We start from the raw sequence: 26687 nt of genomic DNA, 5'->3' as shown, positions 1-26687 counted from the left end.
ACTTGGATAGACCTGCTTCATCGATAACGGTGATTGCCGTCTGCTTTCAGCAGAATTCTAAAAGTGCGCTTCCTCATTCCGATCACTCTTGGCTCCCACCTTCCCAAGATCGCTAAGCTGACGTTGAAATAAGTACTCTCTTTATCATCGAATGTCATTGTTAAACTGGCTTCATTATAGCAAATTTTTGTCTAGCTGGCTAGCCTTCTTCACTAATTGTCATAAAACTAACGCCAGGTTCTGCATTTAAGTTATACGAAGCAAAGTGATTCTTTTCAGCTTCGATAAAGGCGGCAGCGCCAATCATCGCCGCGTTATCCCCACAAAGTTTTAATGGCGGAATAAGTAATGTCACTTCTGGTAATTGTTCACTGATTGCATGTCTCATTGCTTCTCGTAATCCTTGATTCGCAGCAACGCCCCCAGCAATTAGCAATTGTTTAACAGGATATTCTTGACAAGCACGAATGGTTTTAGTCACTAATACTTCTACCACACTCGCCTGAAAACTTGCGGCTAAATCCTTTGTAGACAGTACTTCACCACGTTGCTCTGCATTATGAACCGTGTTAATAAACGCACTTTTCAAACCACTAAAGCTAAAGTCATAGTTATCCTCTTTTAGCATCGCCCGTGGAAATTGATAGGTATCTGTGCCTTCATGGGCCAAAGCATCAATCTCTTTGCCACTAGGATAAGGCAACCCTAACACACGTCCGACTTTATCATACGCTTCACCAGCTGCATCATCACGTGTTTCACCAACAATTTCGAAAGAGCCATCTTCTTTCATGTAGACCAATTCCGTATGTCCTCCACTAACGAGTAAGGCCATCAATGGAAATTCGAGCGGTGCCACAAAACGGGCAGCATAAATGTGCCCAGCCATATGATTGACTGGAATAAGTGGTAATTGGTGCGCCCAAGCAAATGCTTTTGCTGCAGAAAGTCCTATTAATAAAGCACCAACTAACCCAGGCCCATAGGTCACAGCAACGCCACTAAGCTCTTCTGGTGTGACTTTTGCTTCTGTTAATGCTTCTTCAATACAGATCGTCACTTGTTCAACATGATGACGGCTCGCAACTTCCGGAACGACTCCACCAAAACGTTGATGGCTCTTAATTTGCGAAGCTACGATATTGGAAAGAATTTTGTCGCCATCTTCAATGACAGCCACACTTGTTTCATCACAGCTACTTTCCACAGCTAATAATAATTTACGTTCTTTTGTAAAAATTGTCATTGGGCTTCCTTCCTTAATTTCGCACACATTACAAAGGCATTTTCTTGAGGTTCTTTATAATAATTTTTTCGAACAGCTACTTTCCGAAAACCTGTTTTCTCATAAAGTTTTTGAGCTAATGTATTCGATTCTCTGACCTCTAAGAAAATTTGTGTAATGTCACGACTTTTAACATATTCTTTAAAAGCATTCATTAATTGACAACCAATTCCTTGGTGTTGTTTCTGACCATTCACAACAACGTGACTAATTTCTGCTTCATCTAAAATAAAATGATAGGCAATATAACCTAACCACTGGCCATTTTCAACTAAAAAAAGATATTCGCTATTTTCCTGAGCAAAATCTTCCGCGAATTGTGTTTCTGTCCAAGGGGAGCCAGTTGTATAAGAAGAATTACTAAAACGCCATAATTCTTCACCAATATTTGCTATAGATATTTCTTTTTTTGTTACTAACATTTTTTCTTCACTCTTCTTTTAAATCAATTATCATTTCTAGTGCGTCTTCATTATTTTCGTCATAATAGCCTTTTTTCACCGTTTGTGAGGCAAAGCCAATTTTTCGATATAAACGTTGGGCTTTAACATTACTCATTCGTACTTCTAGCGATAAGGTTTCACAACGATTTTTCTTGGCAAAAATTCGCGTTTCTTCTATTAAAGAACGACCTAAACCTAAGCCTTGGTATGCTGTGTGAACAGCGACATTCGTAATGTGTGCATCCGTTCCTTGAATCCGACAGCCAATAAAGCCAACTGTTTTTCCGTTAATTGCCGCTAACAAATAGAGATGCGGCGCTTTTGAGCCAAGTTCTGCCATGAAAGCAGACATCGTCCAAGGAAGTTCCCCAGCATAAACTTCGCGTTCAATTGCAAGTAAATCCTTAATATCTTGGTAGGTAATTTCACGCAATTGAAATTCTTGCTGGTTCATTGCAATGGTTTTAGTTATATACCGTTGCCTTCTTTTTGTAAAGTATTTTGTCACAAAATTAAAGTTTTTCCACATAGCTTTCTCCATTAGGCGTGTGTGTCTTCAACCAATTTTCTTCCGCTTCTACTTTTTTCAAATACGCAGGTAAGAACCCATGAACATTTTCAACAGGTTCAGCCACACTACCTAACGCAGCCAAAACTGCGGCATTAGGAATTTGCCATTGCGGGACATCACAAATTTCTCCATGAGGAATGATTTGAGCTATTTCTTCAGTGAATTTTTCAACATCTTCACCAACAAAAAAAAGATTTGGTTCATTTTTTAGTTGTTCTAATAACTCCCGCAGGGAAATATGTTGGTCCGGTAACTCATTTTGCCACATGCCATTGACAAACCGATAAGCACCAGCATAGACGTTTTTACGACGCGCATCAAAAAGAGGCACAACTAAACCGGTTTGTCCAACACAATTGGCAGCTAACGTTTGTAGACTGGAAATGCCTACTAGCTCTTTCTTTAAAGTATAGGCCAATGTTTTGGCAGTCGTCACGCCTAAACGTAAACCAGTGTATGATCCAGGTCCTTCTGCTACGACAAAACGATCAATTGCCGTTGGCGCCAAGTTCAATTGACTCATCAAATAGTCAATTGCCAGCATTAATGTTAAGCTATGATTTCTTTTAACCGTTGCTGTATAACTTCCCAGAATTTTTTGATTTTCACACACAGCAATACTCAATGTTTGGTTAGATGTATCTATTGCTAAAATTCGCACACGAATCCCTTTCCTTCTACAATTTAGTCGCTTCATTGTAGCACACTTTCCTTTTTCTAAAAAGGGAAAACGAGGTTTCTTTTTACAGAAACCTCGTTTCGTTCATTTTCTCTTTTTATTTAATGGTTGCTTCTAAGTAATCAATTAATGGTTTACTGATATCTGTTGCAGAACCATTTTCTCCTGAATTTTCAACCATAATCATTGTTAAGAATTTATTGTTACTACGATCTAACGTTAGAAGGAAACTGTTTTCTTTGCCATCTGTATCTTGTTTATCTTTTATTTCAGCTGTTCCTGTTTTGGCAGCCAATGAGAAGTTCGGATTGTACATATTATAAACATAACCTGAAGGATCTTCCACACTACCTAAAAGATCTGTGGCAATTGTATTCGCTGCGTTGGCGCTGATTACATTGTCTTTTTTCTTCGTTTCTTTGTCTAAAACTAGTTTTGGATAGACTAATGTCCCATTATTTTGGAAAACACTATACATGGTAGCTTGCTGGATTGGCGAAATTAACAATTGGCCTTGGCCGTAGCCCGTATCTGCCAAAAGAATTTCAGAATTAAATTTATCTTCATTTGAAATTTGAGCAGGCGTCATGGCAATTGGTAAATCTAGTTCCTCACCGAAAATGAATTTATTAAGACCCGCTCTAAATTTGTCTTCCCCCATACGTAATGTTTGTTGGGCAAAATAAATATTATCTGAATTAACTAAAGCGGTACGCAGATTGACTGGACTTGCTTCTTTTACACGTGTTGCAAAATAGCCGCCCCAAGATTTATCTTTTTGCCATTTCAAGCCATTAATTTCTAGCTCTTCATCTGGCTTCAATGTCCCTGCATCTAAACCAATGGCACCGGTAATTGTTTTAAAGGTAGAGCCTGGTGCATAGCCTGTCGCAAAACGTGCTGTGAATGGTAAATCTTTGTTGTTATTGTAAGCATCATATTCTTTTTGAGAAATACCATTGGCCATTTTATTAGGATCATACGAAGGTGAACTAACCGTTGCTAATAAATCGCCTTTTTGAGGATCGGTAATGACCGCACTACCAGGGCGTTTGTCAAATATAGCGAAGGCTTGTTGTTGTACGCCACTGTCAATCGTTAATTTAATCGTTTGACCATCTTTTTTCTCTTTGGTTTGTAAAGCTTTTTTGACATTCTCTTTGTCATCTAAAATAACTAGTGAGCCACCATCTTGCCCTCTTAATTCTTTATCAAACGCTCGTTCTAAGCCAGTTTTACCAATTACGCCCGTACTACTTAACTCTGGATTTTTTTTAATATCTTCTGCAGTAATGGTGCCTGTATACCCGATTAATTGCGCAGCTGCTTCCCCCAGCGGATAATAACGTGACTCTGTATCTTTTGTCGCAGCCCCTGTTGGTAATTCTGTCACTGGTTCAGAAGCGACTGTGATTGGTACAAAGGAGTCTGCTTGGACCCACCCTTGGCTTAACTTTTGATTGATTTCATCAACAGAAACGCCGAACTTATCACTAAAAGCTTTGATATTGGCTGTTTTTTCTGCGCCAGAACCGAGTTTGCCAGGCACTACGCCCACTTCGTCAAACACTTTGTTAATTGCTAGCCCACTACCATTACGATCGACAATTTCTCCACGTTTGGCATTATCTACTTGAATCGAAATTTTATCATTTCCTGACATATCTGGAAAAATTAAAGACGGCTTCCAAGCGATTTGGTAGGTATCGCCTTTTTTGGCGATACTTGATTGATAAGACAAATCTTTCATTTCGCCTAAAGGGGTACTCATCGATAATTTATAGGTAAATGTGTATTGATTGTCTTTCGCTTTTTTGACTTGAACATCACTAGCTTTGACTCCTTCTGCTTGAATCCCTGAATAAATTGCTTGGTATTTTTCAACAACAGATTTAGTATCATAGCCATTTTTCTTTAAGCTAGCTTCTTGAACAACGGACGGTAACTTATCAAATTTCTGTTTTGTCAATACGTTTAAAAATGTAGTAGCTGTTTTCTTCGCTTCGGCTAATTCTTGTTTGGCTTGCCATTGACTATAAGCATAATACCCGCCACCGGCAGCAGCGATTAGAACCAAGGCAGAAACACCAAGAATAAGTGGTTTTTTTGAAGATTTTTTATTACGATTGCTTCGTTCCATTCAATAATCCCCTAACTATATAATATGTCTTTTCTTCTATTATACGTAACTTTTTTTAAAATGCTTGTGTTTCACCTATACTTTTTTTAATTTCTTAATAAAGTTTGATCAATTTTTTCCATTTCATCAGGCTTTCGTTGGATTTCTCTGCATTCATTGTGTGGTATACTAGCTGTAACAATTAGTTTTTTATTAGGAGGAATGAACATGGGACTTATTAAAGCAGCAACAAGTTCAGTTGGCGGTGGCTTGGCCGATCAATGGCTAGAGGTTATTGAACCTGATAATATGGGGGACACAACCGTCATGACAAAAGGTGTTTTTGTGCGTAAAGATGATAAACGTGGTTCTAATCGTAAAGGAACGGACGATGTTTTAACAGATGGTTCTGTTGTACATGTCTATCCCAACATGATGATGCTTCTTGTCGATGGGGGCAAAATCATCGATTACACTGCTGAAGAAGGCTATTATACAGTCAAAAATGATTCTGCGCCTTCAATGTTTAACGGTTCTTTAAAAGATGCGATTGCAGAGACCTTCAGTCGTTTCAAATTTGGTGGCGTAACTCCACAAAAACAACAAGTTTTTTATATTAACTTGCAAGAAATTAAAGGCATTAAATTTGGAACACCTGCGCCATTAAACTATTTTGATAATTTTTATAATGCCGAACTTTTCTTACGTGCACACGGAAATTACTCAATTAAAATTACAGATCCTTTACTATTTTATACTAATGCGATTCCTAAAAATCAAACGCAAGTAGATATTAATGATATTAATGAACAATATTTGGCAGAGTTCATTACAGCATTGCAAGCAGCAATCAATCAAATGTCTGCTGATGGGCAACGTATTTCTTATGTTCCCTCAAAAAGTGTTGAATTAAGCAAATATATGCAAACTGCACTTGATGAGGATTGGCGCACCAATCGCGGCATGGAAATTGTTTCTGTAGCAGTTGCGAGCATTTCTTATACAGATGATTCAACAAAATTAATCAACATGCGAAATGAAGGAGCTATGCTCAGCGATCCAGGTGTTCGCGAAGGCTATGTTCAAGGTTCCTTGGCTCGTGGTATGGAGGCTGCTGGTAAAAATGAAGGTGGCGCTATGAGCGGCTTTATGGGCGTTGGTATGGGCATGAATGCGAATGGCAACTACTTTGCGCAAGCGTCTCAAACAAACCAACAACAAATGCAAGAAAAACAAAACCAGCAAAACGCACAAGGGTCTACAGACACTTGGACTTGCCCACAATGTGGGACTGAAAACACTGGGAAGTTTTGTTCAAACTGTGGTACACCAAAACCAACAAACGAGAAACCAAAATTAGAAATGAAATGTAGTGAATGTAGCGAAATTGTTGACTTAAGTAATGGTATTCCTAAGTTCTGTCCACATTGTGGTAAACCATTCCAAGGGGTTCCTTTATAAGCAAGTAGTGAACAATTAAAGAAAAGGGTCAGGCACAAGTCTACCCTTTTTCTTTGAATCAGATTCCTGTTATTTACTCACTCTATTAGAAAGGACGGTTGCAATGGAAACAACATTTACCCATAAATGCCCCAACTGTGGCGGCCCGCTCTTATTTAATCCCAAAGATCAAAAATTTCATTGTGAATATTGTTTAAATATTTACACGGAAGAAGAAGTGACTCGTTATGAGCAACAGCAACATGAGGCGCATTTAGAGAATCCCTCAACAACGACTGCCGAGGAAAATTTGACTTTCACGGCGGAAGAAGAATCCTCCGCTACGCAACAAACAGAGACCACTGAGAATGAAGCAGCTGCAGATGCAGGCACAATGGAAATTTTTAATTGTCCAAGCTGTGGCGCTCAAATTGTCACCGATGCAACAACGGCTGCCACATACTGTTATTATTGCCATAATCCTGTTGTCTTGGCTGGTCGATTAAGTGGCGAATTTTTACCAGAAAACGTCTTACCCTTTACAATTGAAAAAGACGAAGCGATTGAAAAATTTCTCGCTTGGACCAAGAAAAAATGGTTCATTCCCCGAGATTTTTTCAGCAAAAATCAAATCGATAAATTAACTGGGGTTTACTTCCCCTATTGGGTCGTTGATGCAGAAGTCGATGGACAACTCCAAGCTACTGGCACAAGTATTCGCATTTGGCGCGTAGGTGATATTGAATACACCGAAACAAAACGTTTCAATGTGGGACGTTCAGGAAAATTATCGTTTAAAGAATTAGTTAAAAATGCCTTGTCAAAAAACGTCCAACAAAAAATGGTGGAAGGCGTTCAACCATTTTTAATTGATCAAGCAGTGCCTTTCAAAAGCCAATACCTAGCAGGTTTTCAAGCAGAAAAACGCGATATTGAATATGAAGCAATCAAAAAACACGTCCAACAAGAATTACAAGATTATTCGGAATCATTGTTACGGGACTCTGCTTCTGGTTATACTACATTGACAAATGTTCGCACGGATATTTCTCTAGACCAAGAAAATAATCACTATATGCTTTTGCCAATTTGGTTAGTCACCTATCGCAGTCAGGAACAATCAAAAAAAGTTTATTATTATGCCATGAATGGACAAACAGGTAAAGTAAGCGGTGTGCTTCCAATTAGTTACACTCGTTTAGGACTAGCAACGTTAGGCATTTTCGCTGGACTCTTAGCACTCTTTTTATTAGGAGGTTATTTCCTATGAAAAAACGACTTTTACCTATTTTTTTCCTAATACTTCTTACCTTTGGCCTTGCCCTACCCGTTTCGGCGGCTGAAAATTCAATTGATGATGGTGCACAATTACTGACACCTGATCAAATCAACCAACTAAAGCAAGAGATACAACCTTTAGAAGAAAAAACAAAAGCCTCTGTCTTTATTGTGACCACAAATAATAATACCTATGGCGATGAACAAGAATATGCAGATCATTATCTTTTAAATAAAGTTGGCAAGGACCAAAATGCGATTCTTTTTCTCATTGATATGGACTTACGGAAAGTCTACATCTCTACTTCTGGAAACATGATTGATTATATGACGGATGCACGAATTAATGACACCTTAGATAAAGTAATGGATGGGATGAGTCAAGGAAATTATTTCGCGGCTGCTCAAACCTTTGTTCAGGAAACTCAAGCATTTGTTAATAAAGGGGTTCCTGGGGGGCACTATCGTGTGGACAGCGCAACAGGTAAAATCACTCGTTATAAAGTCATTACCCCGCTGGAAATGGTAATTGCTTTTGCTGCTGCTCTGATACTCAGTTTGGTCTTCTTAGGCATTAATATTTCTAAATATCAATTAAAATTTTCAAGTTATCAATATCCCTTTAGGGAAAAAACAACTTTAAACTTAACCTCCCGTACAGATCAGTTAACCAACTCTTTCATCACTACGCGTCGTATTCCTAAAAACAATGGCGGCAGTGGCGGAATGGGCGGTGGTGGCAGCACCACCCACTCAACTGGCGGCGGCACATTCGGTGGCGGCGGTCGAAGTTTTTAGATTTTTCACAGAAATACCAACTCCTATAAAGAGTGATGAAAACCAACCGATTGAACCAAAGCTATCTGATTCACAAAAAAACTCATCTAGCGCTATTGAAGACGTAATGGCTGAGTTAAGAAATTTAAAACTGTTAGTTGATGAAGGAGTTCTAACAGAAGAAGAATTTCAACAAAAGAAACGGCAATTGCTTCAATTAGATTAATAAAAAAATCCTGAAAAGACTCGTCATCTTTTCAGGATTTTTTTCTTCTTGGTATTTTCCCATAATTCTTGATAAGGTATTTCATGGATATCACGGAAATAGGCTACTTCAAACTTTTCAAAATCAGTTGACTGGCAGTTGCCTGTTAAAACACCAATTCCTGCTTTGCCATGACAAGTTCCCATGAAAACATCCACGAGCGAATCCCCCACCATAATTACTTCTGTCGACTTCAATTGACATGACTGACAAAAGGCTTGGAGCATGTCCGCATCTGGTTTCGGTAAGTAACGATCTCCTGTCGCAATAAAATCAAACATTTCTGTTAAACCAAGATATTCCATAATCAACATAGTCGCTGGCAAAGTATCTGAAGTTGCTAATCCAATTTTATAGTTCTTCCGTTTTAGCTCAAGAAATAACTGTTTTAAATCACCAATTGGTTCAATCTTTTTCAGATTTTTTCGTAAATAATCATAAAAAAATTGCTCCAGCCATCGACTGCTGATTCCCTGTTCGACTAATTCCTCAAATTGCGCCAATTCCTGATAAAGTTCCTGATAAAGGACTTCATCAAGTAAATGTTTTTGCAAAAAACGTTGCTCCTGAATAGCTAATATCTTTTTTATTTCTGCTGAATGATGAGGGGCTAACATACTTAGTGTTTCAAAACAAGCTTGCAAACCTGCTTGCCAAAGAGTATCAAAACGAATACACGTACCATCTTTATCAAATAAAATTCCTCGTTTTTCCATGAAAGAACACCTCAAAACGTTTGCTTTGCTTCCTATTTGTTTCTTCAAGTATACTAATCATTTATTTGATTTTGATATTCTTTTTGTATCATTTGTGTAAAAAAATATAAAAAAGCAACGAATTTAGAAAAATTCGTTGCTTTTTTTTAATCAATCACTTTTTTTACTTTGAATTCTTTTGTTTCAGCAGACGGTTCTGTTTGATCAGCTAATTCAAATAAAATATGGGTACCATTTTCTTCATCTTCAACGATAATCAGTTTTCCTGGAATCTTTCGAGTATCTTTCGCAATTTGGGCTTCTTTAATTAATTCTTTTTGATCTCTTTTTGAAGCAAGGGCATTTCCTAAATTAAAAAAGACAGTTTCTTCCATAATTAACCACTCACTTTCTCTACTTTTCTTAAGTCAATTATAGCATATCGCTAGAAAAAGTGGCAGCTTGTGTCCTTTTACTTTCATTTAAGCATCAATAATCAAAGAATAAGCATAAGGACTTTCATAAATTCCTGAAGTATAATAATTGAGCCTCTTTTTAAATAGCGGGCCGTCAATTACCAACGTATGGTACTCCCCGTTTTCTCCGCAAATATCTAATTGATGCTCTTTAAGGTACGTGATAAATGTTTCATTTAACGGTTCTCCTAAAAATTTTATTGGAATACCTGCCTCTTTGCTGACCGTTTTGATAATTGCTGTGTACCCTTTTGCCAAGAATTCTTTGACAAGTGCTTCGCGATTCTCCTGCCAAAGAGGTAATTGTGGCTCAAGCCCAGCACTTAATGCAACTTGGCGATCCCAAGCACCATTTTGTTCAATATCTATATCGCCAAAACAAACCGTTTCTGCACCCAATTTTTTAGTTTCATGCAGTGCCTCAACCACTTTTTCTGTGTAATTTGTTTCGTTGTTATGTGATATAACAAGTGGTAAATCTAACGCTTCGGCTGCTGATTCTAAGACGGAGATTGGTATCCCGTGAAACCAAGAACGATTAATTTCATCACTTAATGTTGTCACTAACGCAACTGGCTGATTTCCTGCTTGTACCAATCGATCCATCGCCAATAAACAATCTTTACCAGAGCTATAACTTAAACAAAATTTTTTCATAAACGTTCCCTCTTTTCTCTATGACTATACCTCAAAATAATACATCCGTATACATATTTATTATTTAAGTATAACTAATACTGAATAGTTATTTGAATCAAAACATGGTATAAAATAGAGGTAAAGCAAGCTTTATTCACTTCTTTATATCTCTTTTCAACGGATGATCAGCTGGCGGAAACCAGCTGATCTTTTTTTCAAAAAACACAGCTATCTTTTGCAGTTTTCTTTTCCTCATGTTATAAAGAGAGGGTAGGAAGCATTTATTCACTTCTTTACAAATCTATCTTAATCTTAGACAGTCGGCGGAAAACGGCTGTCTATTTATCTGGAAAAATTATGAACTCGTCAGCTAGTGGTCAGTTGACGAGTTTTATGTTATAATAATTAGAACACGAAAAATATTTTTAAACGAACCATTCAATTGTTTTGATGATTTTATTCAAAACTGGCGTGTCTAGAGAGACACAAGGATGTATTAGAGGTAGGGAATACATCGCTTAAATGAAAAATACTTGAATACTAGAAATAGTCTGATCCAACTTTAAAATAATAATATTGATTCGTTAGATAGCCTTCTCTTTAAAGAGAAGGCTATTGTCAATTAAAGAGTAAAACCACCGAATGTTTAAAATTAAACTTATCTCAAACATACCCTGTCAGTGTTTCACGCATTATCTCAATAAACAGCAAAAATCCAGAAGAGTCTCTCTTCTGGATTTTTGCTTATTTGACGATACTTTTTTAAATTTTGTTAATCAATTTAAAATAATCCACATAAGTGCATAATTGGGAAAACAAATAATAAACTATCAAAACGATCTAAAATACCACCATGTCCTGGCAAGATGTTACCAGAGTCTTTCACGCCATAATGACGTTTGATAGAAGATTCAACCAAATCACCGAATTGCCCTACTATAGAAAATAGAACCGTCAATACGAGCATCACCGGCATTTGATAAGGAAATAGCCCTTTATTAGCTGTGAAAACTAAAAACAACGCTGCTACAACGACGGCTGATAAAATACCACCAAGTGCACCTTCTATTGTCTTGTTGGGTGAAACATCTGGCATCAATTTATGACGACCAAATCGGCGTCCAAATAGATATGCACCAATATCCGTTGCCCAGACAATGAATAAAGCAAATAACAAGACTTCAAAACCTGCGGAACGGGCACTAATAAAGTTCTGGAACCCCATCCCTACATATAAACTGACAATAACTGGAAAGCCAGCTTCTTCAATCGTATATGTATTTTTAGAAATTACCGAAGCACCTAACAACAACATTACAGTGACATAAAATAAAATGAAATTTGTTTGCATTTCCGGCAAAAAGTTTAACCATTTAATTGTTGGGATAACTAAAAAAACGGCCCCTAATGCTGATAAAATACCTTCAAAACTTAATAACGTTAATCCTTTCATACGGAATAACTCGTACACGCCGACTACTGCCAAAGCAACAGCGGCAATCTCAATTGCAAAACCACCATACCAGATAATTGGAATAAAGATGATTAATGCGACGATAGCTGTGATGACACGTTGTCTCACTGCGGATCGCTCCCTTCTGTTTCTGTAGTTTCTTTTAGACCTCCAAAACGACGATTACGATTTTGGAAAGAAGCAATCGCGGTTTCTAAAGTGTCCTCTGAAAAATCAGGCCATAATGCTTTTGTAAAAAACAACTCGCTATAAGCAATTTGCCATAGCAAGAAATTACTAATTCTCTCTTCCCCACTTGTTCGAATCAACAATTCTGGATCACGAAGTTCCGTGGGTAAAAAGCCAGTCATTAAGTGATCTGCGATCGTTTCTTCTGTAATCTCATCTGCCGTATATGTTTTTTCTGAAACCTCTGCAGCAATCTGTTTCATGGCAGTTAGTAGCTCCGCACGCGCCCCATAATTTAAAGCAAAGTTCAAAACCATGCCCGTATTGTCCTTGGTTTGCTCAATGGCCCGCTTAACAGCATCTTGCGTATGGCTTGGTAGAAACTCTTGGTAGCCCATTACATTGACTTTAACATTTTCCTTAATTAATTCAGGCACGAATGTATCAAAAAAATCAACAGGCAATTGCATTAAGAAATTGACTTCATCTGTTGGTCTCTTCCAATTTTCCGTTGAAAATGCATAAAGTGTTAAAACTTTAACGCCTAAATGACTAGCATGCTTCGTTATTTTTTTAACCGTATCCATGCCTTCTTTATGTCCAGCAATTCTCGGCAGTCTTCGATTCTGTGCCCACCGGCCATTTCCGTCCATAATAATGGCAATGTGCTGCGGAATTTGGCCTTCTTTATCAAAGGCGTACTGGCTTGCTTCTTCTACATATTTATTTTTTTGCGGAAAAAAACGTAACATCTTTTTCCCTCCATTCCAAAAAATCTATCTTAATTATTATAACAATAACTAATGCAAATGCCTATGCATAGTCCCTGAATTTTCCTGATAATTAAGAAATTCCTTGTAACTTTATCATTTATGGTCCTTTTTTAAAAGAAAAAAACTTAGACTTGGCAGGTAAATCAACATGATGTATCTGCCTAGCCCTAAAATTTTAAATAAACAACGGGACAGGAGCAGCTTCTTCGGAAATAAGCTGAACGTCCTTGAGAGACAAAAAGCATCTTTCAGAACTTTCTTCTTATTTCTTGAAGCTTAACACGCCTGTCCCGACCTCAAGTTTTTATTCTATTGTCTTTTTCTTTTTATTCATTGACTGGAACAATGGCACCGTTCCATTTTTTCGTAATCCAATCTTGGACTTCTTTGCTACGTAACACTTTGACTAATTTTTTTACATTTTCGTTGTTTTCGTCTTCTTTACGAACCGCAATAATATTGGCATAAGGTGAACTTTCTTTTTCTAAAGCAATCGCATCTTTTTTCGGATTTAATCCTTGATCCACGGCAAAGTTTGAGTTAATTAAAACCGCAGCCCCTTCTTCATTGTCATAAAGAGTGGTCATGATTGCTGGATCACTTTCATGATTGAATTTCAACTTTTTAGTATTTTTATCAATATCATCGAAAGTAGCAGTTGTTCGGTCTACCCCTTCTTTCAGCGTGATTAAACCAGCATCTTCTAAAATCGTTAAAACACGTGGCCAATCTGAAACGGAAGAGCTAACGTAAATCGTTGAACCATCAGGAATTTCTTGTAACGATTTGTATTTTTTCGAGTAAAGCCCAACTGGTTCTAAATGAATCGCACCTGCATTCACAAAGTCATAATCATTTTCTTTAACCGCTTCATTAAAGAACGGCACATGTTGGAAATAGTTGGCATCGATATCGCCACTTTCCAACGCCTTGTTAGGTAGCACGTAATCTGTATAAGTCGTCACTTCTAATTTTACGCCTTCTTTTTCTAATAAAGGTTTTACATGTTCTAAAATCTCTGCATGTGGAACTGGTGAAGCTCCAACTTTCAAGACCGAGTCATCACTCTTTTTATTGCCGCAAGCCCCTAAAACTAAGACAGCTACTGCTACAGTAATTACTGACCATAATGTACGTTTTTTCATCTTATTCCCTCCATTTATCGTTTATCTATTTTTTTAGCGACTGTATCCCCAAGCCATTGAATCGCAAAGACAATAATTAAGATACAAATCGTTGCTACTAAGGTAACTGTATTTTGACCACGTTGGAAGCCATCTTGATACGCCAAACTTCCTAAACCGCCCGCTCCAATAGCAGCTGCCATTGCAGTGTAGCCCACTAAAGAAATGGTTGTAACGGTTAAGCCAGAAACAAGCGCTGGCAGACTTTCTGGTAATAGAACTTTCCAAATTATTTGGAAACGATTGGCCCCCATTGCTTTGGCTGCTTCAATCACGCCTTTATCGACTTCACGAAAAGCAATTTCGACCATGCGAGCATAAAAAGGTGCTGCGGAAATAATCAATGCTGGTAAGGAGCCTTTGACACCAGACATACTCCCTAAAATAATTTTTGTAAAAGGAATTAACAGAACGATTAAGATAATAAACGGAATCGAACGGAAAATATTTACAAAAATGGCCACTAGCCAATACAGTAATCGGCTCAAAATCCCTTTTCTGCCTGACGTTTCAAAAAGTAGTAGTCCTAAAATCAGCCCTAAAATGGCGACCACTATGATTGAAATCCCTGTCATATAAAGTGTTTCAATCGTTTTTTCTTGTAGTTTACTTATATCAATTTGGGAAAAATCAAAGAAACTTGCTAAGCCACGATTATTCATTTCCAATCACCTCTGTTTCTACACGAAGTTTACGTAATCCTTCAATGGCTGCTAGAATATTTTGCTCTTCGCCTAATAATTGAATATAAAGAGAACCCACTGCACCCTGCTTTGTTTGCTGAATGTTCCCTTGAATAATACTGACTTCTACTTGATATTCTTGGACAATATGCGAGATAATTGGCAATTTCGCTTGTTCGCCGTGGAAAAGTAGGCGAACAATTTTTCCATTCGGATATTGTTCCAACATTTCTTCGACAACCAGTTCCGTTTCTTCAATGTTTTTATCCGCTTCTTGTTGGATAAAGCGTTTCGCAATTTCTGTTTGAGGCTTTTTGAAAATATCGATTACTTTACCTTCTTCAACAATTTCACCATATTCCATCACGGCTACGCGATTACAAATTTTACGAATCACGTGCATTTCATGGGTAATTAATACAACCGTTAAATTTAATTCTTGGTTGATTTTTAGTAGTAATTCTAGCACTTCATCGGTTGTCTGCGGATCCAAAGCACTCGTTGCTTCATCACAAAGCAAAATATCAGGATTGTTAGCTAAGGCACGGGCAATCCCCACTCGTTGCTTTTGCCCACCAGAGAGTTGACTTGGGTAGGCATTTTCCCGTCCTTCTAAACCAACCAACTTGATTAACTCTTCTGCGCGGCTTTTCCGATTTTGTTTTGGAACGCCAGCAATTTCCAATGGGAGCATGATATTTTCTAGGACCGTCCGTGACCATAATAAATTAAAATGTTGAAAGATCATCCCAATTTTTTTACGGAAGTTTCGTAGTTCTTTATTTGGCAACAATGCAATATCTTGTCCTTGAATTTCTACTTCACCTTCTGTAGGTGTTTCAAGTCCATTCAATAGGCGAACCAACGTACTTTTTCCTGCACCTGAATAGCCAATAATGCCATAAATATCTCCTGATTCAACCGTTAAATCAATATCTTTTAAAGCCGTGACTTTACCCGCTTTACCGGAAAACTCTTTTTTTACATGACGTAATTCAATTAATGCCATTTTGTTCTCCTCTTCTTTCTGTTCTACTTTCTTATTTTGAAGGTTTCGCACTTTTTATGAAACGAATTTGCTTAATAAAAACAAAAAAACTTCCATCCTTTTGCTATTACAGCAAAAAGGACGAAAGTTTGTCATTTCGTGATACCACCTTAATTCGCTATTATTTCTCAATAATAACCTCATACGGTACTTGATTCTTCGCATACCGTTGGCTGTAACGGGCGCCCCGTAGTAAGTTCACTGCTTCGCTCACTTACTCTGCTCAAAGACCATCTTCCATCTTAAATCTGTTACCCATTCTCAGCAAACAGGGCTCTCTTCAAACGTCCTTAACATGTACTCTTCTTTTCAAAGCTTTCTTTTGATTAGATTGAGAAAATTATAGCAATAAACATTGACCTTGTCAACGTAAGACTAAAGATTTTCAAATTCTGTTGGTTCAACATCTGCTAAAACAGCAATCCAGGCATTTTCTTCATCTAATGCACTTGGCTCTTGATCAGCCGCTTCATTAATCGCAACTACCTTACCAGATAATGGACTACTGAATTCACTGACTGCTTTTTCTGCTTCTAATTCAATTAAAGAATCACCTTTAGCTAATGTTTGTCCGACTTTTGGAAATGTTGCAAAAGTAATCTTCCCTAAATCCTCTTGGGCTTCGGCAGTTAAACCAATTTTATAACCTGCTTCTGTTGGTAAAATCCATAATTGATCGATTTGTTTCATTTCACTCATTTTCCAAGCACTCCTTCGTAATCTGCTTCTTTAAAACCATTCGTTAGAAATGTATTGTCTTTTAAGAGAATTGGACGCTTAATCAACATGCCATCCGCAGCTAAACGCTGACTTGCTTCTTCAATAGAAAAACTGTCAACCAGATCTTTTAAGCCTTGTTCTCTATATAAAACCCCGCTTGTGTTAAAAAAACGACGAACAGGCAAGCCGGTCTCTTTCATCCATTTTGCTAATTGTTCACTACTAGGCGGTGTTGCTTTAATATCAATTGCTTGGTATTTAACGCCTTGTTGGTCTAACCACGCTTTCGCTTTTTTACAAGTTGAGCATTTAGGATATTCATAAAGTGTGTACATTTCTACCCCTTCTTTCTTCTTTCTTTAACGACCACTTCTGGTACGAACCGTTTCTTGTTGGTAACGCATGGACATAATTAAGCCCACCCCAATCATGTTACCTAAAATGGAAGAACCACCTTGACTAATAAACGGTAATGGAATCCCAGTTAATGGTAGTAAACCAATATTCGCTCCAATGTTTTCAAAAACATGGAACAAAATCATCATGATAATTCCTGTGGCAATGTAGGCATAGAATTCATTATTTGTATCAAAACAAACGCGAATCATGCGGTAGATTAAAATAAAATACAACAAAATAATGAAACAGCCACCAATAAAGCCAAAGTTTTCACCAACAACTGTAAAAATCATATCTGACTCACGAACAGGGACATACACATCACTCACGTTAAAGCCTTTTCCGAAAAGGCCCCCAGAACCAATTGCTGTTAATGCTAGCGCTGGTTGGAATGAGCGATCTGGATCTGTATGGAAAGGATTTAGCCATAAATCAATCCGATCAAATTGATAAGCTTTAATGCCAATTTTAGACAATAAGTCTCTTCCTGTTTCTGTTGTTACCAAGTAGATGGTTCCAGCTCCGACTAGAGCAGCTATGATAAAGGCGGGCACAATAATTTTCCAAGTAATGCCAGACATTAAGAAAACTCCCCCAAAAATGGCTAAGAAAACTAACATCGTCCCGAAGTCTTTTTGTAAAAGTACTAAAACAATTACCGGAATCGCGACTAATAGCATTTTAGCGATTAGCCAAAAGTCGCTTTTGAGTGTTCGGTCCACATATTTAACATTATGCATGGTCACTATATAGGCCAACATCAAAATAAACGCAATCTTCATCAATTCCGATGGTTGGAATGTGGTGCCACCAAAGCGAATCCAGTTTTTAGAACCTGTTTGCTCTGCTAGCACGGGATCATAGAATTTCAGTAGTAATCCCATTAAGACTAATCCAAGTGCATAAAAAACGGGCGTTAACCGCCAGAGTAATTTTGAGCTAAAATGCATAATAATGACAATACTTAATCCTCCGACTAAATACCACAGTCCTTGTTTCATTAACAAGCTACCAATTTTAGGTTTGCTTGGATCATTGTAAAGCGCTACGTAAAGCGATAGCATACCAATTAGTGATAAAAGAAAAACTGGTAATATCACGCCGTAATCAATTCGACTATCTAAATTTGTTTTCTCTTTTCTATTCATTCGTCATCCCTTTTCCTTTGTTCATACGTTTTTTATTATATCTTTCTCACAGAAGAAAAGAAAGGAATTCTACTATATTTGAGAAAAACTTTAGAGAATTGGTCCTTCACTATCAATTTTTTCTTTTTCTTCAATCCTATTTGGCTTTTATTTAAAATTTTTTACATCAGTGATAATGAGAAAGTTTACTATAAACATTCAGTAACAAAAAACAGTCGCAACTAAAACACGTTGCGACTGTTTTTATTCGCTTTTTCTTTGTTTCGTTTGTTGTAGCTCTTTATTAATTCGGACAATTTCGTTGCCAAAATTTTGCCAGTCACTGGCTCGCGGGGGCGCTAGCCAAATTAAACATTTTACTGAAAATAATGTTTTTGGTAAATAATCTGAAACTACTAAATCAGTATCTGGTCGAATCGCTGAATGAAAGTGAATGCTGAAAGATTCGAATATTTTGATTTGTTCTTTGATAAACTGAGTATATTTTTCTCCTTGCGTAAAATTCACATAAAGATTGATCGTGCTTTTTTCATTCCTTTGGTCATAAAGACGGGATAACACTAATAGCAAATCAAAAAATAAAGAAAGCTTACTAAACTCAAACGCCGAGCAATCCAACGCAAATAAAAACTGACGACAGCTATTAAAAACAATTGGGTAGCGTTCCTGAAAAAATTCTAAATCCATAATTCGTAAGGTGATATCGATAAACGGTGTAATAAAACGATGTTGATAAATAATCGGAACAATTTCTTGATAAAATTCTTCGTCCGAAATTGTAAACGGCATATAAGAAAAGAATAATGTTTTCGTAGCCGTAATTGCCTCATTGTGAGAACTCAGCAAATGTTCCGAAATAAGTTCACTTTGATAGACCGATAAATTGCCGATAATTCCTTGAATTTCTGCGTTTTTCTCTGCATGAGTCGCCTTCATCACTTCGTTGATCCAACTTTGAATTTCTTGATAAATCGAACTTTCTTCATCAAAAGCGAATGGATTTTCTTCTTGGGATAAAAAATAATTAGCTTTTCTCTGCGTTCGTTCTAACGCCACCAATACATAATGTTTAAATAAATGAAAATTAGTGATATTTTCATAAGAGCCTTTCAATTGAGCCAATAATTGGTTAACTGCGCGAAGATCTGTTTGATTATATAATTCTTCAGAATCTTTGTAAATTCGGTAATAAAGCATAGTAAAATATTGTCTAATCGCCATTTCATTGCCGCTAAGTTGTAAATTTTTGGATAACTTGATACCGTATTGACCTAATTCTTTCCGGATATGGTCAACAATTTTGTACACAACCGTTCGACTCATCCCGTGCTTTTCACCGTATTTTTTGATTGAGGTAAACTGATGAAAGAAAATCGTTTTTAATAGATTAAATTCTAACGAGTCTTTTAAATAATATTCTTCAATAATACTTGAAGAAATACGAAGGCTTTGAGATAACAAAATTTCATTATTTTTTTCACTGATTTCCATCTCATTAATCAGACCAAAGCGTTGCAAATCTGCATTGATTTCTGTTATGTTCCGTTCTAGCAAATAAGGAGAAATAGCTAATTGCTTACATAAACGATCTTTTCGTTCAGAAAATGAATATTGTTGCTCTAACTTTCTAATAATCGCTAATTTTAAATTTTCCCGATCATCTAATAACAAGAATTCCATTTAAACTCTCCTTGTTCCATACAAAAGTGAGCCTGACAGGAAGCTTAAAGTGGTGCCAAATTGAGAGGACCCACTTGCCGCTCCTCCAGTAATTTCCACTGGGGCTATCGTATCTATTTTTTTCAACAACTCATCATTTAACAGCACTTTTTTATTTACTCGTTCCTGTTCAATTTTATTTTTCTTTTTCTCCTGTTTTGTTTGTTGCTCCTTTTCTTGTCTCGAAGCAATAATTGATCTTTCAGGGCCAATCATTGCTTGACTATAAGGAAGCTCTGCAAGCGTAGCCCCCTCTGCAGCAAAATTAGTAGGGTTGACATACACCTTCGCAATAGAAAGGTATGACTCGTAACGGAAGGTTACAAAATAAAGGCCTACTTTTTGAGTATTTACATTATTTTCTATAATTACATTTTCTAAATTTAAAGGGCGACCCTCTTTATCTTTTAGAAAAACGACATTGTCTAATGGTGACCATGCTTGATTAACTCCTAAAAACGTGTCTTTTAATTTAAGTTCCGTTTGATTTTCTTTGACCGTAATGGTTGCTGTTTCAATTTTGCCATCCACTTCATAAGTCACGGTGTATTTGCCTGGTGTTGTCGCTTCGTTTGCATAGCTATTCACTGAAGCAATCAACATTCCTGAAGAAAGAAATAAGGCTGTGCCGATACTACCATAATAAATAGTTCGCTGGTTCATCTCGTTTATTATTCCTCCAAACTATTTCATAAAAATAACTATCTTAACAGAAAAACCTGCTAATAGGTGTTCTTAAAATAAAAGTCACTTGTAAAACTTCCTATTTTCCAAGGAAACAGCTACCCTCATTCATGCACTTATTCATCTTTTAAGCGTGGAACAAAAGTTACTTTAAACTTTTGCCCCACGCTCATTTAATTATTTTCGTTTCTTCTTGATGACTATACCACTAATAATCACAATAAGTAACACAACAAGTCCTAGCACACGATATAGACCATTAGTTTGTTCTCCCGTTTTTGGATAACGTCCTTGCTTGTCAGGTTTCACAATATGTGTGACATACTGACTACGTTTTATCGTGGTTTGATTCGTTGAGGAACTAGTCTGGTTGTTCTCATTTTTATCTGGTAGTGGTGTAGGATTACGATCAATCACATGAACAGTTGCTACTGTCGTCAATTGACGAGGTGTCTCGTTTGAAAACATTGAGAAAAGTCGTGACTGCACAGCTGGTTTGGTTTCATTAACTGGCTCAGTGGTATAGGAAATCTGGTACTCTCCTGTTTTCTTTGTATCAACTTCCCCTTTTACTTGAACCTTATCAAAGGATATAGCATGACCGTCACGATCTGTCGCTGAAACGAAATTATCTTCTGGTTTCCACGAATCACCAACATAAATCGTTGTATCTTTGACCTCTAACTTAGACTGGTCGGCTTTGACGGTCACATTAGCTGTTTCTTCTTTACCTTCGTAACTGTATACGATTGGATAAACGCCTGCTTTGCTAGTATCAACTTGACCTGAAACAGTGATTTTTTCGAAGGGAACGTCTTGACCTGTTTTATCTGTCGCTGAAACAAAGTTCTCTTCTGGTTTCCATGAATCACCGACATAAATCGTTGTATCTTTGACTTGTAAGCGACTGTCATCACGAACATGAACGATTGCTTTCGCTTCTTTTGTGCCATTTTTATAGACAATTTCATAATCGCCTATTTTATCGACATTCACTGTTCCCTGAACGTCAATTTTTTCAAACGGGACATCTTGACCTGTTTTGTCTGTTGCTGAAACGAAATTATCTTCAGGTTTCCATTTATCGCCGACATAAATCGTTGTATCTTTGACCTCTAACTTAGACTGGTCGGCTTTGACGGTCACATTAGCTGTTTCTTCTTTACCTTCGTAACTGTATACGATTGGATAAACGCCTGCTTTGCTAGTATCAACTTGACCTGAAACAGTGATTTTTTCGAAGGGAACATCTTGACCTGTTTTATCTGTTGCTGAAACAAAGTTCTCTTCTGGTTTCCATGAATCACCGACATAAATCGTTGTATCTTTGACTTGTAAACGACTGTGATCAATTGTTTTAGTTAATGGAATTTTTAGTTGGTTGTCTCCTTTGACCAGCTTAATGGCTTTGCCTGTCAAATACTCTTCATCCACGGAATATTCCTGCGGTACATTCGTTACTCGCAAAGTATAATCACCTGTCATGATGGCATCAAAGGAGTATTGACCTTTTTCATCTGTTGTAAATTCGGTTGCTGTATGCGTGACATTATCAATTAGTTCAAAAGAAACCTTCGCAATTGCTTGGTTTTCATCCTCTATGTTATGCGTATAGAATGTGGCAGTTGCTAAATAAACAATACCTTCCGCATCACCTTCTGAGAATTTCAATGTGATTGGCGCAGTGGTGACTTTTTTCTTGCTAGCAGACATCTGGTTCAATGTTTCAGAGTCGATTGTTGTTTCTGTATAGATTTGGCCAGCGTTTGCAGAGACAGTATTGTATTCAATCGTAATGTTTTCTGTCAATGTATAGTCTTTAAAAATGACTTTCGCACCGTTTGTAGTCTTCTCTAATGAATAAGCATCTTCTGGCACGCCTTTCACGGTAATAGAATTCAAATCGATTTGAGCATTGGTTGTGCCTTTTGGTGTTAATTCAATCGTTGGATTTTTCACGCGATGTGTTTTATTATCAATATTTTTTGTTGTTACTGTCGTTTTTGTTACATTTTTTAATGTTGGATTCGCCGCTTGTGTTGCACTCAAAATGTCTAACGCTTCATTTTGAACAGAAACCGAAGCAGACCCTTCATTATTATTCGATTGTGGTTCTTTAGCTGTCCCTGTTATAGAAAGAGTTGGCACGTCGATCCAGCCATTGGCGTTTTTATACTCAATAATGTAACGTTTGTTGGTTTTTCCAAAATCAAACGTGTAACTATTGGTATTTTCGTCAAAAGTAATCGTTGGATATCCAGGGCTGTTTGGCGTCATTGGTTTATCAAAGTATTGACCGCGGTCCCAGTATTGTGGATAAATTGAATCTACCTGATCGTTTGAAACATCATAAATGTCAAAAAGAACATCGGCGCCAGCTGGAATTTTTGTACGGACGCTTAGTGAATCAAAAGAATCATTTCGTGCATTGACAAGGAATTGATTTTTACTACTTTGAAGTGTTCGTTCAGAACCAATGTGTCGATTGGTATTTACTTCTGTTTCGATAGGGGAAATGCCATCAGCACTCATTGTCACAGGAATTTTATCAAAAGGAATACTTTTATCTTTTGGTAAACTATCTGGCACGTAATTAAAGCCAATTGGAATTTCAAGCTCATTTGTAATTGGCGTAGTGAACTTAATGATCGAACCATCTGAGGTTGGTGTGACTGTATAATCTTTCCCTAAAACATAATATGAAAAATAAATATCTTTTGTGGCTCTAACAGATAGATATTGCGGATGTTTTATTTTAATCTCTAAATTTTCAATGGGGTTGGCCTTACTACCTGCTACAGCAATTTCGGTATCACTCATATAAGCACCGTTTCGATCATAATTTCCCCATGTCGCTTCCGCATTCGTAGGATTTAACATAGCGATTGGCTCCACGTATTGATCGGATAGTAACTGAATGGCTTTATCGGGACCAATTACAGGTGTACTTAATGATAGATTAATGTCCTTCTTGTCAAAATCCATTGTTAAATCAGAAATATTTATTCTTAAATAGCTATCTTTTGTGGCCGTTAAGGTAAGCTTGCCACCTTCAGTTTTAATATCAAAATAGTCTTCCAATTTTACATTTTCATATAAAGGACCATACGCCGTAAATTTAGGATTCTTAATTTCTTGACCGTTTGTACTCTCTAATACGATTTGTTGACCCACTTTTGTTTCTGTTAATGTGCCATAAATTGTTACATAATATTTCCCTTTGCTTTGAAAACTGATATAGGACATACTACGCATTTCACGATCAGCAATTATTTTACTTGTTTGACTCGTCTTAGCAGTAAAATCGGTTGTTTTATTCGTTCCTGTCGTATTTTTTAACGAAAGAGAACCTAACTTGGTTGTTGGATATTGCTGATAAAATGAATAACTGTAGTCCGAAACACTCTCTAAATAAATTGTCCGATTAATCGATAAGGAATAGGCTTTTTGTTGATTCATGTTTGGAACGGTTACAGCAATCCGCCCTAGCGAATTATCGCTTAATGTATAATCTTTGCCAGGTGTTAACAGGGCTTGCGTTTCTGGTAAAATTTGACCATTAATGTCGACATCGTAACTGAAAACTTGAGGTTCCAAGTTATCTTGTTTTCCAAAGACAGCGCCTGGCGTCTCTGTTGTCAATAATTCTAATGTTTGATTGCCAGTTAACGTCCGGTCTAAATTATAAAAAATTTCGCCATCTAACCCCGTCGTTCTGGTTCGTTCGTTATATTGAATTGGTTCCACTTGTTCATATAAATCAAACGAGTAGGTTTTTTTATTTTTTCCTGGAGTTTCAATTTTGATTAATGGTTCCGCCTCTGTTGTTAGATAACTTTTTAGTTCTACTTTAAAGGAAGTATCTGAAACTCGTTGATTAAACGTAATACTTAATGTTTTGGTTGCCGCATCGACTGCCCAAGTTGCGCCAATGCCTGTCACTTCTCCGCTAACAGTTGAATAACCTAAATGTTCTGGTAATTGAACTGTATAAACTGATCCAGGTGCATAACCTGTGTTTCCAACAGCAAATTGGAACGTAGCGGTTACCGGTGTTGTATTTAATTCGCGGTGAACCTCTGTTTGGCTGTATTCTGTTCCACCAATCGGCGCAAGACTCATACTGTCAAGTAGTTCATCTGTAATTGGCGCTTGAACATCTGGTAGGGCTTTTTCATTAAGTGAGGTGTCCTTGTCCTCCGTTGTTTGTTGTTCAGATGGTGTAGCAGCATCACTGGAAGCTGTTGTGCTCGCCTCTGTGGTTTGCGATTCAGTTGTTGCAGTTGGTTGATTCATTTCTGAAGTATTCGTTGTTGCTAAAGGTAAAGATGGTGTTGAGTTCGATAACTCTGCCTCTTTTTTTGCTGTATCAGTGGTCTCTGTTTGTGCTTCTGTCGTTGTTACAGCATAGGCATTTGCGGCAAACCCGAAATTTTGTGCGAGAAGTATACTCAACATCACAAAAGAAAAAGTTTTTTTCTTCATACTAATCCCCTTTCAATAAAATTCATATAACCTAATAATAGCTTGTTAAAAATGAAACAATTGATTAATTTTTTTTGAATCTTCAAAAAAAAAAAACATCTTTTCATAAAAAAATACTTGGAAAATCAGCCACAATCACTGTTTTTCCAAGTATTTTTTTTATGAATATTTGTAAATTATCGTTTCTTTTGACGAAAAACGACCACGAAATAAACTGCAATAAACAATAACACTAAGAGCGAGTTACTATTTTTAATGAAAGTTAAAAATTGACTTGTTTGCATTGAAATGCCTTTGCCGCCAGTCAATTCTAATAAAAATTGTGTCGTGCCACCTTTGCCTACTACAGTGACTAACATAAGCGCCATCAAAATAAATTGATGGAATAAACTCCCTTTTGTTTGTGTTGTATATTTGATAAGGATGCGGCTATCTTTTGGCAAATCTGTCTCTTGATAATATCGCCTAGCTAAAAAGCTATTCAATGTGCTTTTGAAAAAACTCAAGAGAAACAGGCCTAAAATAGTCCACGAGGTAAGAAGTAATATTCCCAAACTTCCCGCCAGACCAACCATTGGTATGTTGTTTGACCATTGTTTCGTTTTACTAGCTGCAATCATTGCAAAAATCATCCCTAAAACATAAGGTAAATAGAGATAGATGCCCATATGAGCTCTGCCATAAACCCCTGCAACATAAATGGAACCAAATAAAAATAAATAGTTCCCGACAATCCCGTTAATCAAGGTCGCAAGATTCATTTCTAGCGATACTTTATACGCGCCGCGTTTGCCATAATGACTAACGAAAAGGACAGCCACCACAAAGAAACAGCAGGCGCCAACAATCGCATAATCAAATTCCACCGCATTCGTTAATAAGCGACCACTTCTTAATAAAAGTAATAACACAAAAAAGATAACAAACAGAATTAATTCTTTTCGTGAAACTTCTGCTGATTCTTCTTCTAGCTCGTTTAATGAAACAGGATAGCTCTTGATTGCTACTAAAGCAAGCAGAAAATAGAGCGCGTACACCAATAACGCCAGTCCAATCTCAGTCGCTTTAAAAAATAAAGCGCCAAATAAAACAGCGGTCAATAAGACTGTCGTTAAAAGATTGCTGTGACTGATTTTTTGACCTTCTTCTTTCAAGAAAAAGCGAATTGATTGATTACTTGGTGGCAACAACGCCCCACTAAGTCCTAACAACATTCCTGAAATACTATAAAGCGGGAAAGAAAAAGCGCCGGCGATCCCAATTAAGGATCCTGCCAAGCCTAACAATAGAGAAATCTTTAGTAGACCTAGACTAGTCAAAGACAAATTAATTCCTCGAACTAGAAAAATGCCTGTCATACGCAATGTATAAAATAAGACAAATGGTAAAATTGTTAGAAGGTTGTGTCCATCACTCAATTGAATGTAAAGTAAATAAGGCACAACAATAATCGTATTACTTAGTAAACTTAATGCTGTATTACCAAGACTTTCAATTTTTTTATTCATTTTGACCTCTTCTTTTATCTTTCATTT

24 protein-coding genes and 2 other annotated features (1 of these 26 only partly in view) are annotated in these 26687 nt (G+C 37.0%); of the genes, 4 read left to right on the top strand and 20 right to left on the bottom strand.

Translation table 11 applies throughout. The features are described 5' to 3' along the window. Positions 1-157: a binding site (T-box leader), on the bottom strand; it reaches 47 nt to the left of the window's first position. A 42-nt stretch (positions 158-199) separates the two neighbouring features. From tsaD to pbp4, 5 genes are all read right to left on the bottom strand, one after another. After that, entirely contained in the window at positions 200-1246 is a 1047-nt protein-coding gene (gene tsaD / locus IGK86_RS04510; protein ID WP_002374298.1) for a tRNA (adenosine(37)-N6)-threonylcarbamoyltransferase complex transferase subunit TsaD, read from the bottom strand. Beyond that, the gene (rimI, locus tag IGK86_RS04505; RefSeq protein WP_438742091.1) at positions 1243-1707 is read right to left on the bottom strand and encodes a ribosomal protein S18-alanine N-acetyltransferase; all 465 of its coding nucleotides are present in this window, start codon (positions 1705-1707) and stop codon (positions 1243-1245) included. Before rimI (IGK86_RS04505) ends, tsaD begins: the two co-directional genes overlap by 4 nt. A 7-nt stretch (positions 1708-1714) precedes the next feature. Beyond that, entirely contained in the window at positions 1715-2269 is a 555-nt protein-coding gene (gene rimI, locus IGK86_RS04500; RefSeq protein WP_002384199.1) for a ribosomal protein S18-alanine N-acetyltransferase, read from the bottom strand. Then, the gene (gene tsaB / locus IGK86_RS04495; protein WP_033625092.1) at positions 2241-2960 is read right to left on the bottom strand and encodes a tRNA (adenosine(37)-N6)-threonylcarbamoyltransferase complex dimerization subunit type 1 TsaB; all 720 of its coding nucleotides are present in this window, start codon (positions 2958-2960) and stop codon (positions 2241-2243) included. The genes rimI (IGK86_RS04500) and tsaB overlap by 29 nt, the downstream gene beginning before the upstream one ends. A 115-nt stretch (positions 2961-3075) precedes the next feature. After that, positions 3076-5118, bottom strand: a complete 2043-nt coding sequence (pbp4, locus tag IGK86_RS04490) for a penicillin-binding protein PBP4(5) (protein ID WP_002400876.1) — start codon at positions 5116-5118, stop codon at positions 3076-3078. 207 nt (positions 5119-5325) lie between these two features. Between pbp4 and IGK86_RS04485 the strand changes: the two genes are divergently transcribed. The 4 genes from IGK86_RS04485 (at position 5326) to IGK86_RS04470 (ending at position 8818) form a co-directional block, all read left to right on the top strand. Further along, complete coding sequence (locus tag IGK86_RS04485) at positions 5326-6558, top strand: SPFH domain-containing protein (RefSeq protein WP_002381543.1); 1233 nt, start codon at positions 5326-5328, stop codon at positions 6556-6558. A 103-nt stretch (positions 6559-6661) separates the two neighbouring features. Further along, complete coding sequence (locus IGK86_RS04480) at positions 6662-7807, top strand: hypothetical protein (protein ID WP_010776016.1); 1146 nt, start codon at positions 6662-6664, stop codon at positions 7805-7807. Beyond that, the gene (locus IGK86_RS04475; protein WP_002362631.1) at positions 7804-8613 is read left to right on the top strand and encodes a TPM domain-containing protein; all 810 of its coding nucleotides are present in this window, start codon (positions 7804-7806) and stop codon (positions 8611-8613) included. Before IGK86_RS04480 ends, IGK86_RS04475 begins: the two co-directional genes overlap by 4 nt. Continuing rightward, positions 8591-8818 carry an SHOCT domain-containing protein gene (locus IGK86_RS04470; protein ID WP_016616760.1) on the top strand — a complete coding sequence of 76 codons (228 nt, stop codon included), beginning with the start codon at positions 8591-8593 and terminating at the stop codon, positions 8816-8818. The genes IGK86_RS04475 and IGK86_RS04470 overlap by 23 nt, the downstream gene beginning before the upstream one ends. 23 nt (positions 8819-8841) lie before the next feature. Here IGK86_RS04470 and IGK86_RS04465 read toward each other — a convergent pair whose 3' ends face one another. The 15 genes from IGK86_RS04465 to IGK86_RS04395 form a co-directional block, all read right to left on the bottom strand. Then, complete coding sequence (locus IGK86_RS04465; RefSeq protein WP_016616761.1) at positions 8842-9573, bottom strand: HAD family hydrolase; 732 nt, start codon at positions 9571-9573, stop codon at positions 8842-8844. 146 nt (positions 9574-9719) lie between these two features. Continuing rightward, positions 9720-9947, bottom strand: coding sequence for a hypothetical protein (locus IGK86_RS04460; RefSeq protein ID WP_002362220.1), 228 nt, complete (start codon positions 9945-9947; stop codon positions 9720-9722). Between the two features lie 87 nt (positions 9948-10034). Further along, entirely contained in the window at positions 10035-10685 is a 651-nt protein-coding gene (locus tag IGK86_RS04455; RefSeq protein ID WP_010823866.1) for a hypothetical protein, read from the bottom strand. Between the two features lie 763 nt (positions 10686-11448). Further along, positions 11449-12249: a phosphatidate cytidylyltransferase gene (locus tag IGK86_RS04450; protein WP_010713185.1), complete on the bottom strand. Its 801-nt coding sequence runs from the start codon at positions 12247-12249 to the stop codon at positions 11449-11451. Next, positions 12246-13061 carry an isoprenyl transferase gene (locus IGK86_RS04445; RefSeq protein ID WP_438742088.1) on the bottom strand — a complete coding sequence of 272 codons (816 nt, stop codon included), beginning with the start codon at positions 13059-13061 and terminating at the stop codon, positions 12246-12248. The genes IGK86_RS04450 and IGK86_RS04445 overlap by 4 nt, the downstream gene beginning before the upstream one ends. A 347-nt stretch (positions 13062-13408) precedes the next feature. After that, the gene (locus IGK86_RS04440; RefSeq protein ID WP_002359679.1) at positions 13409-14227 is read right to left on the bottom strand and encodes a MetQ/NlpA family ABC transporter substrate-binding protein; all 819 of its coding nucleotides are present in this window, start codon (positions 14225-14227) and stop codon (positions 13409-13411) included. 14 nt (positions 14228-14241) lie between these two features. Further along, positions 14242-14928, bottom strand: coding sequence for a methionine ABC transporter permease (locus IGK86_RS04435; RefSeq protein WP_002356640.1), 687 nt, complete (start codon positions 14926-14928; stop codon positions 14242-14244). Then, complete coding sequence (locus tag IGK86_RS04430; protein ID WP_002364465.1) at positions 14921-15958, bottom strand: methionine ABC transporter ATP-binding protein; 1038 nt, start codon at positions 15956-15958, stop codon at positions 14921-14923. Before IGK86_RS04430 ends, IGK86_RS04435 begins: the two co-directional genes overlap by 8 nt. A 113-nt stretch (positions 15959-16071) precedes the next feature. Continuing rightward, positions 16072-16319: a binding site (T-box leader), on the bottom strand. 53 nt (positions 16320-16372) lie between these two features. After that, entirely contained in the window at positions 16373-16687 is a 315-nt protein-coding gene (locus IGK86_RS04425; RefSeq protein WP_011109554.1) for a glycine cleavage system protein H, read from the bottom strand. A 5-nt stretch (positions 16688-16692) separates the two neighbouring features. Further along, complete coding sequence (locus IGK86_RS04420; protein ID WP_002359675.1) at positions 16693-17052, bottom strand: arsenate reductase family protein; 360 nt, start codon at positions 17050-17052, stop codon at positions 16693-16695. Positions 17053-17076: 24 nt separating this feature from the next. Further along, positions 17077-18264: an FtsW/RodA/SpoVE family cell cycle protein gene (locus IGK86_RS04415; RefSeq protein WP_002367107.1), complete on the bottom strand. Its 1188-nt coding sequence runs from the start codon at positions 18262-18264 to the stop codon at positions 17077-17079. A gap of 243 nt (positions 18265-18507) precedes the next feature. Next, on the bottom strand, positions 18508-19944 hold the full coding sequence (locus IGK86_RS04410) for a helix-turn-helix domain-containing protein (protein ID WP_002356635.1): 1437 nt from the start codon (positions 19942-19944) through the stop codon (positions 18508-18510). Continuing rightward, positions 19945-20646: a bacterial Ig-like domain-containing protein gene (locus tag IGK86_RS04405; RefSeq protein WP_002400888.1), complete on the bottom strand. Its 702-nt coding sequence runs from the start codon at positions 20644-20646 to the stop codon at positions 19945-19947. 198 nt (positions 20647-20844) lie between these two features. Continuing rightward, positions 20845-25152 (bottom strand): bacterial Ig-like domain-containing protein, encoded by a 4308-nt coding sequence (locus IGK86_RS04400; protein WP_016616762.1) that lies wholly within the window; start codon positions 25150-25152, stop codon positions 20845-20847. 176 nt (positions 25153-25328) lie between these two features. Next, entirely contained in the window at positions 25329-26660 is a 1332-nt protein-coding gene (locus tag IGK86_RS04395) for a hypothetical protein (RefSeq protein ID WP_016616763.1), read from the bottom strand. Positions 26661-26687 lie beyond the last annotated feature (27 nt).

Source organism: Enterococcus sp. DIV1206 (assembly GCF_051712485.1).
GTDB classification, from domain to species: Bacteria; Bacillota; Bacilli; order Lactobacillales; family Enterococcaceae; genus Enterococcus; species Enterococcus faecalis.
Note: the sequence above shows the minus strand (reverse complement) of the source record. Positions and strands in the feature narration are given on the sequence as shown.

What these genes read in the sequence shown, in the direction of transcription:
- IGK86_RS04435 (WP_002356640.1), bottom strand. Translation starts at nt 14,928, where the DNA reads ATGAATAATCGTGGCTTAGCAAGTTTCTTTGATTTTTCCCAAATTGAT.
- IGK86_RS04425 (WP_011109554.1), bottom strand. Translation starts at nt 16,687, where the DNA reads ATGAAACAAATCGATCAATTATGGATTTTACCAACAGAAGCAGGTTAT.
- pbp4 (WP_002400876.1), bottom strand. Translation starts at nt 5,118, where the DNA reads ATGGAACGAAGCAATCGTAATAAAAAATCTTCAAAAAAACCACTTATT.
- IGK86_RS04405 (WP_002400888.1), bottom strand. Translation starts at nt 20,646, where the DNA reads ATGAACCAGCGAACTATTTATTATGGTAGTATCGGCACAGCCTTATTT.
- IGK86_RS04445 (WP_438742088.1), bottom strand. Translation starts at nt 13,061, where the DNA reads ATGTTACGTTTTTTTCCGCAAAAAAATAAATATGTAGAAGAAGCAAGC.
- IGK86_RS04395 (WP_016616763.1), bottom strand. Translation starts at nt 26,660, where the DNA reads ATGAATAAAAAAATTGAAAGTCTTGGTAATACAGCATTAAGTTTACTA.
- IGK86_RS04455 (WP_010823866.1), bottom strand. Translation starts at nt 10,685, where the DNA reads ATGAAAAAATTTTGTTTAAGTTATAGCTCTGGTAAAGATTGTTTATTG.
- IGK86_RS04465 (WP_016616761.1), bottom strand. Translation starts at nt 9,573, where the DNA reads ATGGAAAAACGAGGAATTTTATTTGATAAAGATGGTACGTGTATTCGT.
- IGK86_RS04420 (WP_002359675.1), bottom strand. Translation starts at nt 17,052, where the DNA reads ATGTACACACTTTATGAATATCCTAAATGCTCAACTTGTAAAAAAGCG.
- IGK86_RS04475 (WP_002362631.1), top strand. Translation starts at nt 7,804, where the DNA reads ATGAAAAAACGACTTTTACCTATTTTTTTCCTAATACTTCTTACCTTT.
- rimI (WP_438742091.1), bottom strand. Translation starts at nt 1,707, where the DNA reads ATGTTAGTAACAAAAAAAGAAATATCTATAGCAAATATTGGTGAAGAA.
- IGK86_RS04415 (WP_002367107.1), bottom strand. Translation starts at nt 18,264, where the DNA reads ATGAATAGAAAAGAGAAAACAAATTTAGATAGTCGAATTGATTACGGC.
- IGK86_RS04485 (WP_002381543.1), top strand. Translation starts at nt 5,326, where the DNA reads ATGGGACTTATTAAAGCAGCAACAAGTTCAGTTGGCGGTGGCTTGGCC.
- IGK86_RS04480 (WP_010776016.1), top strand. Translation starts at nt 6,662, where the DNA reads ATGGAAACAACATTTACCCATAAATGCCCCAACTGTGGCGGCCCGCTC.
- IGK86_RS04400 (WP_016616762.1), bottom strand. Translation starts at nt 25,152, where the DNA reads ATGAAGAAAAAAACTTTTTCTTTTGTGATGTTGAGTATACTTCTCGCA.
- IGK86_RS04440 (WP_002359679.1), bottom strand. Translation starts at nt 14,227, where the DNA reads ATGAAAAAACGTACATTATGGTCAGTAATTACTGTAGCAGTAGCTGTC.
- IGK86_RS04460 (WP_002362220.1), bottom strand. Translation starts at nt 9,947, where the DNA reads ATGGAAGAAACTGTCTTTTTTAATTTAGGAAATGCCCTTGCTTCAAAA.
- tsaD (WP_002374298.1), bottom strand. Translation starts at nt 1,246, where the DNA reads ATGACAATTTTTACAAAAGAACGTAAATTATTATTAGCTGTGGAAAGT.
- IGK86_RS04410 (WP_002356635.1), bottom strand. Translation starts at nt 19,944, where the DNA reads ATGGAATTCTTGTTATTAGATGATCGGGAAAATTTAAAATTAGCGATT.
- IGK86_RS04430 (WP_002364465.1), bottom strand. Translation starts at nt 15,958, where the DNA reads ATGGCATTAATTGAATTACGTCATGTAAAAAAAGAGTTTTCCGGTAAA.
- rimI (WP_002384199.1), bottom strand. Translation starts at nt 2,269, where the DNA reads ATGGAGAAAGCTATGTGGAAAAACTTTAATTTTGTGACAAAATACTTT.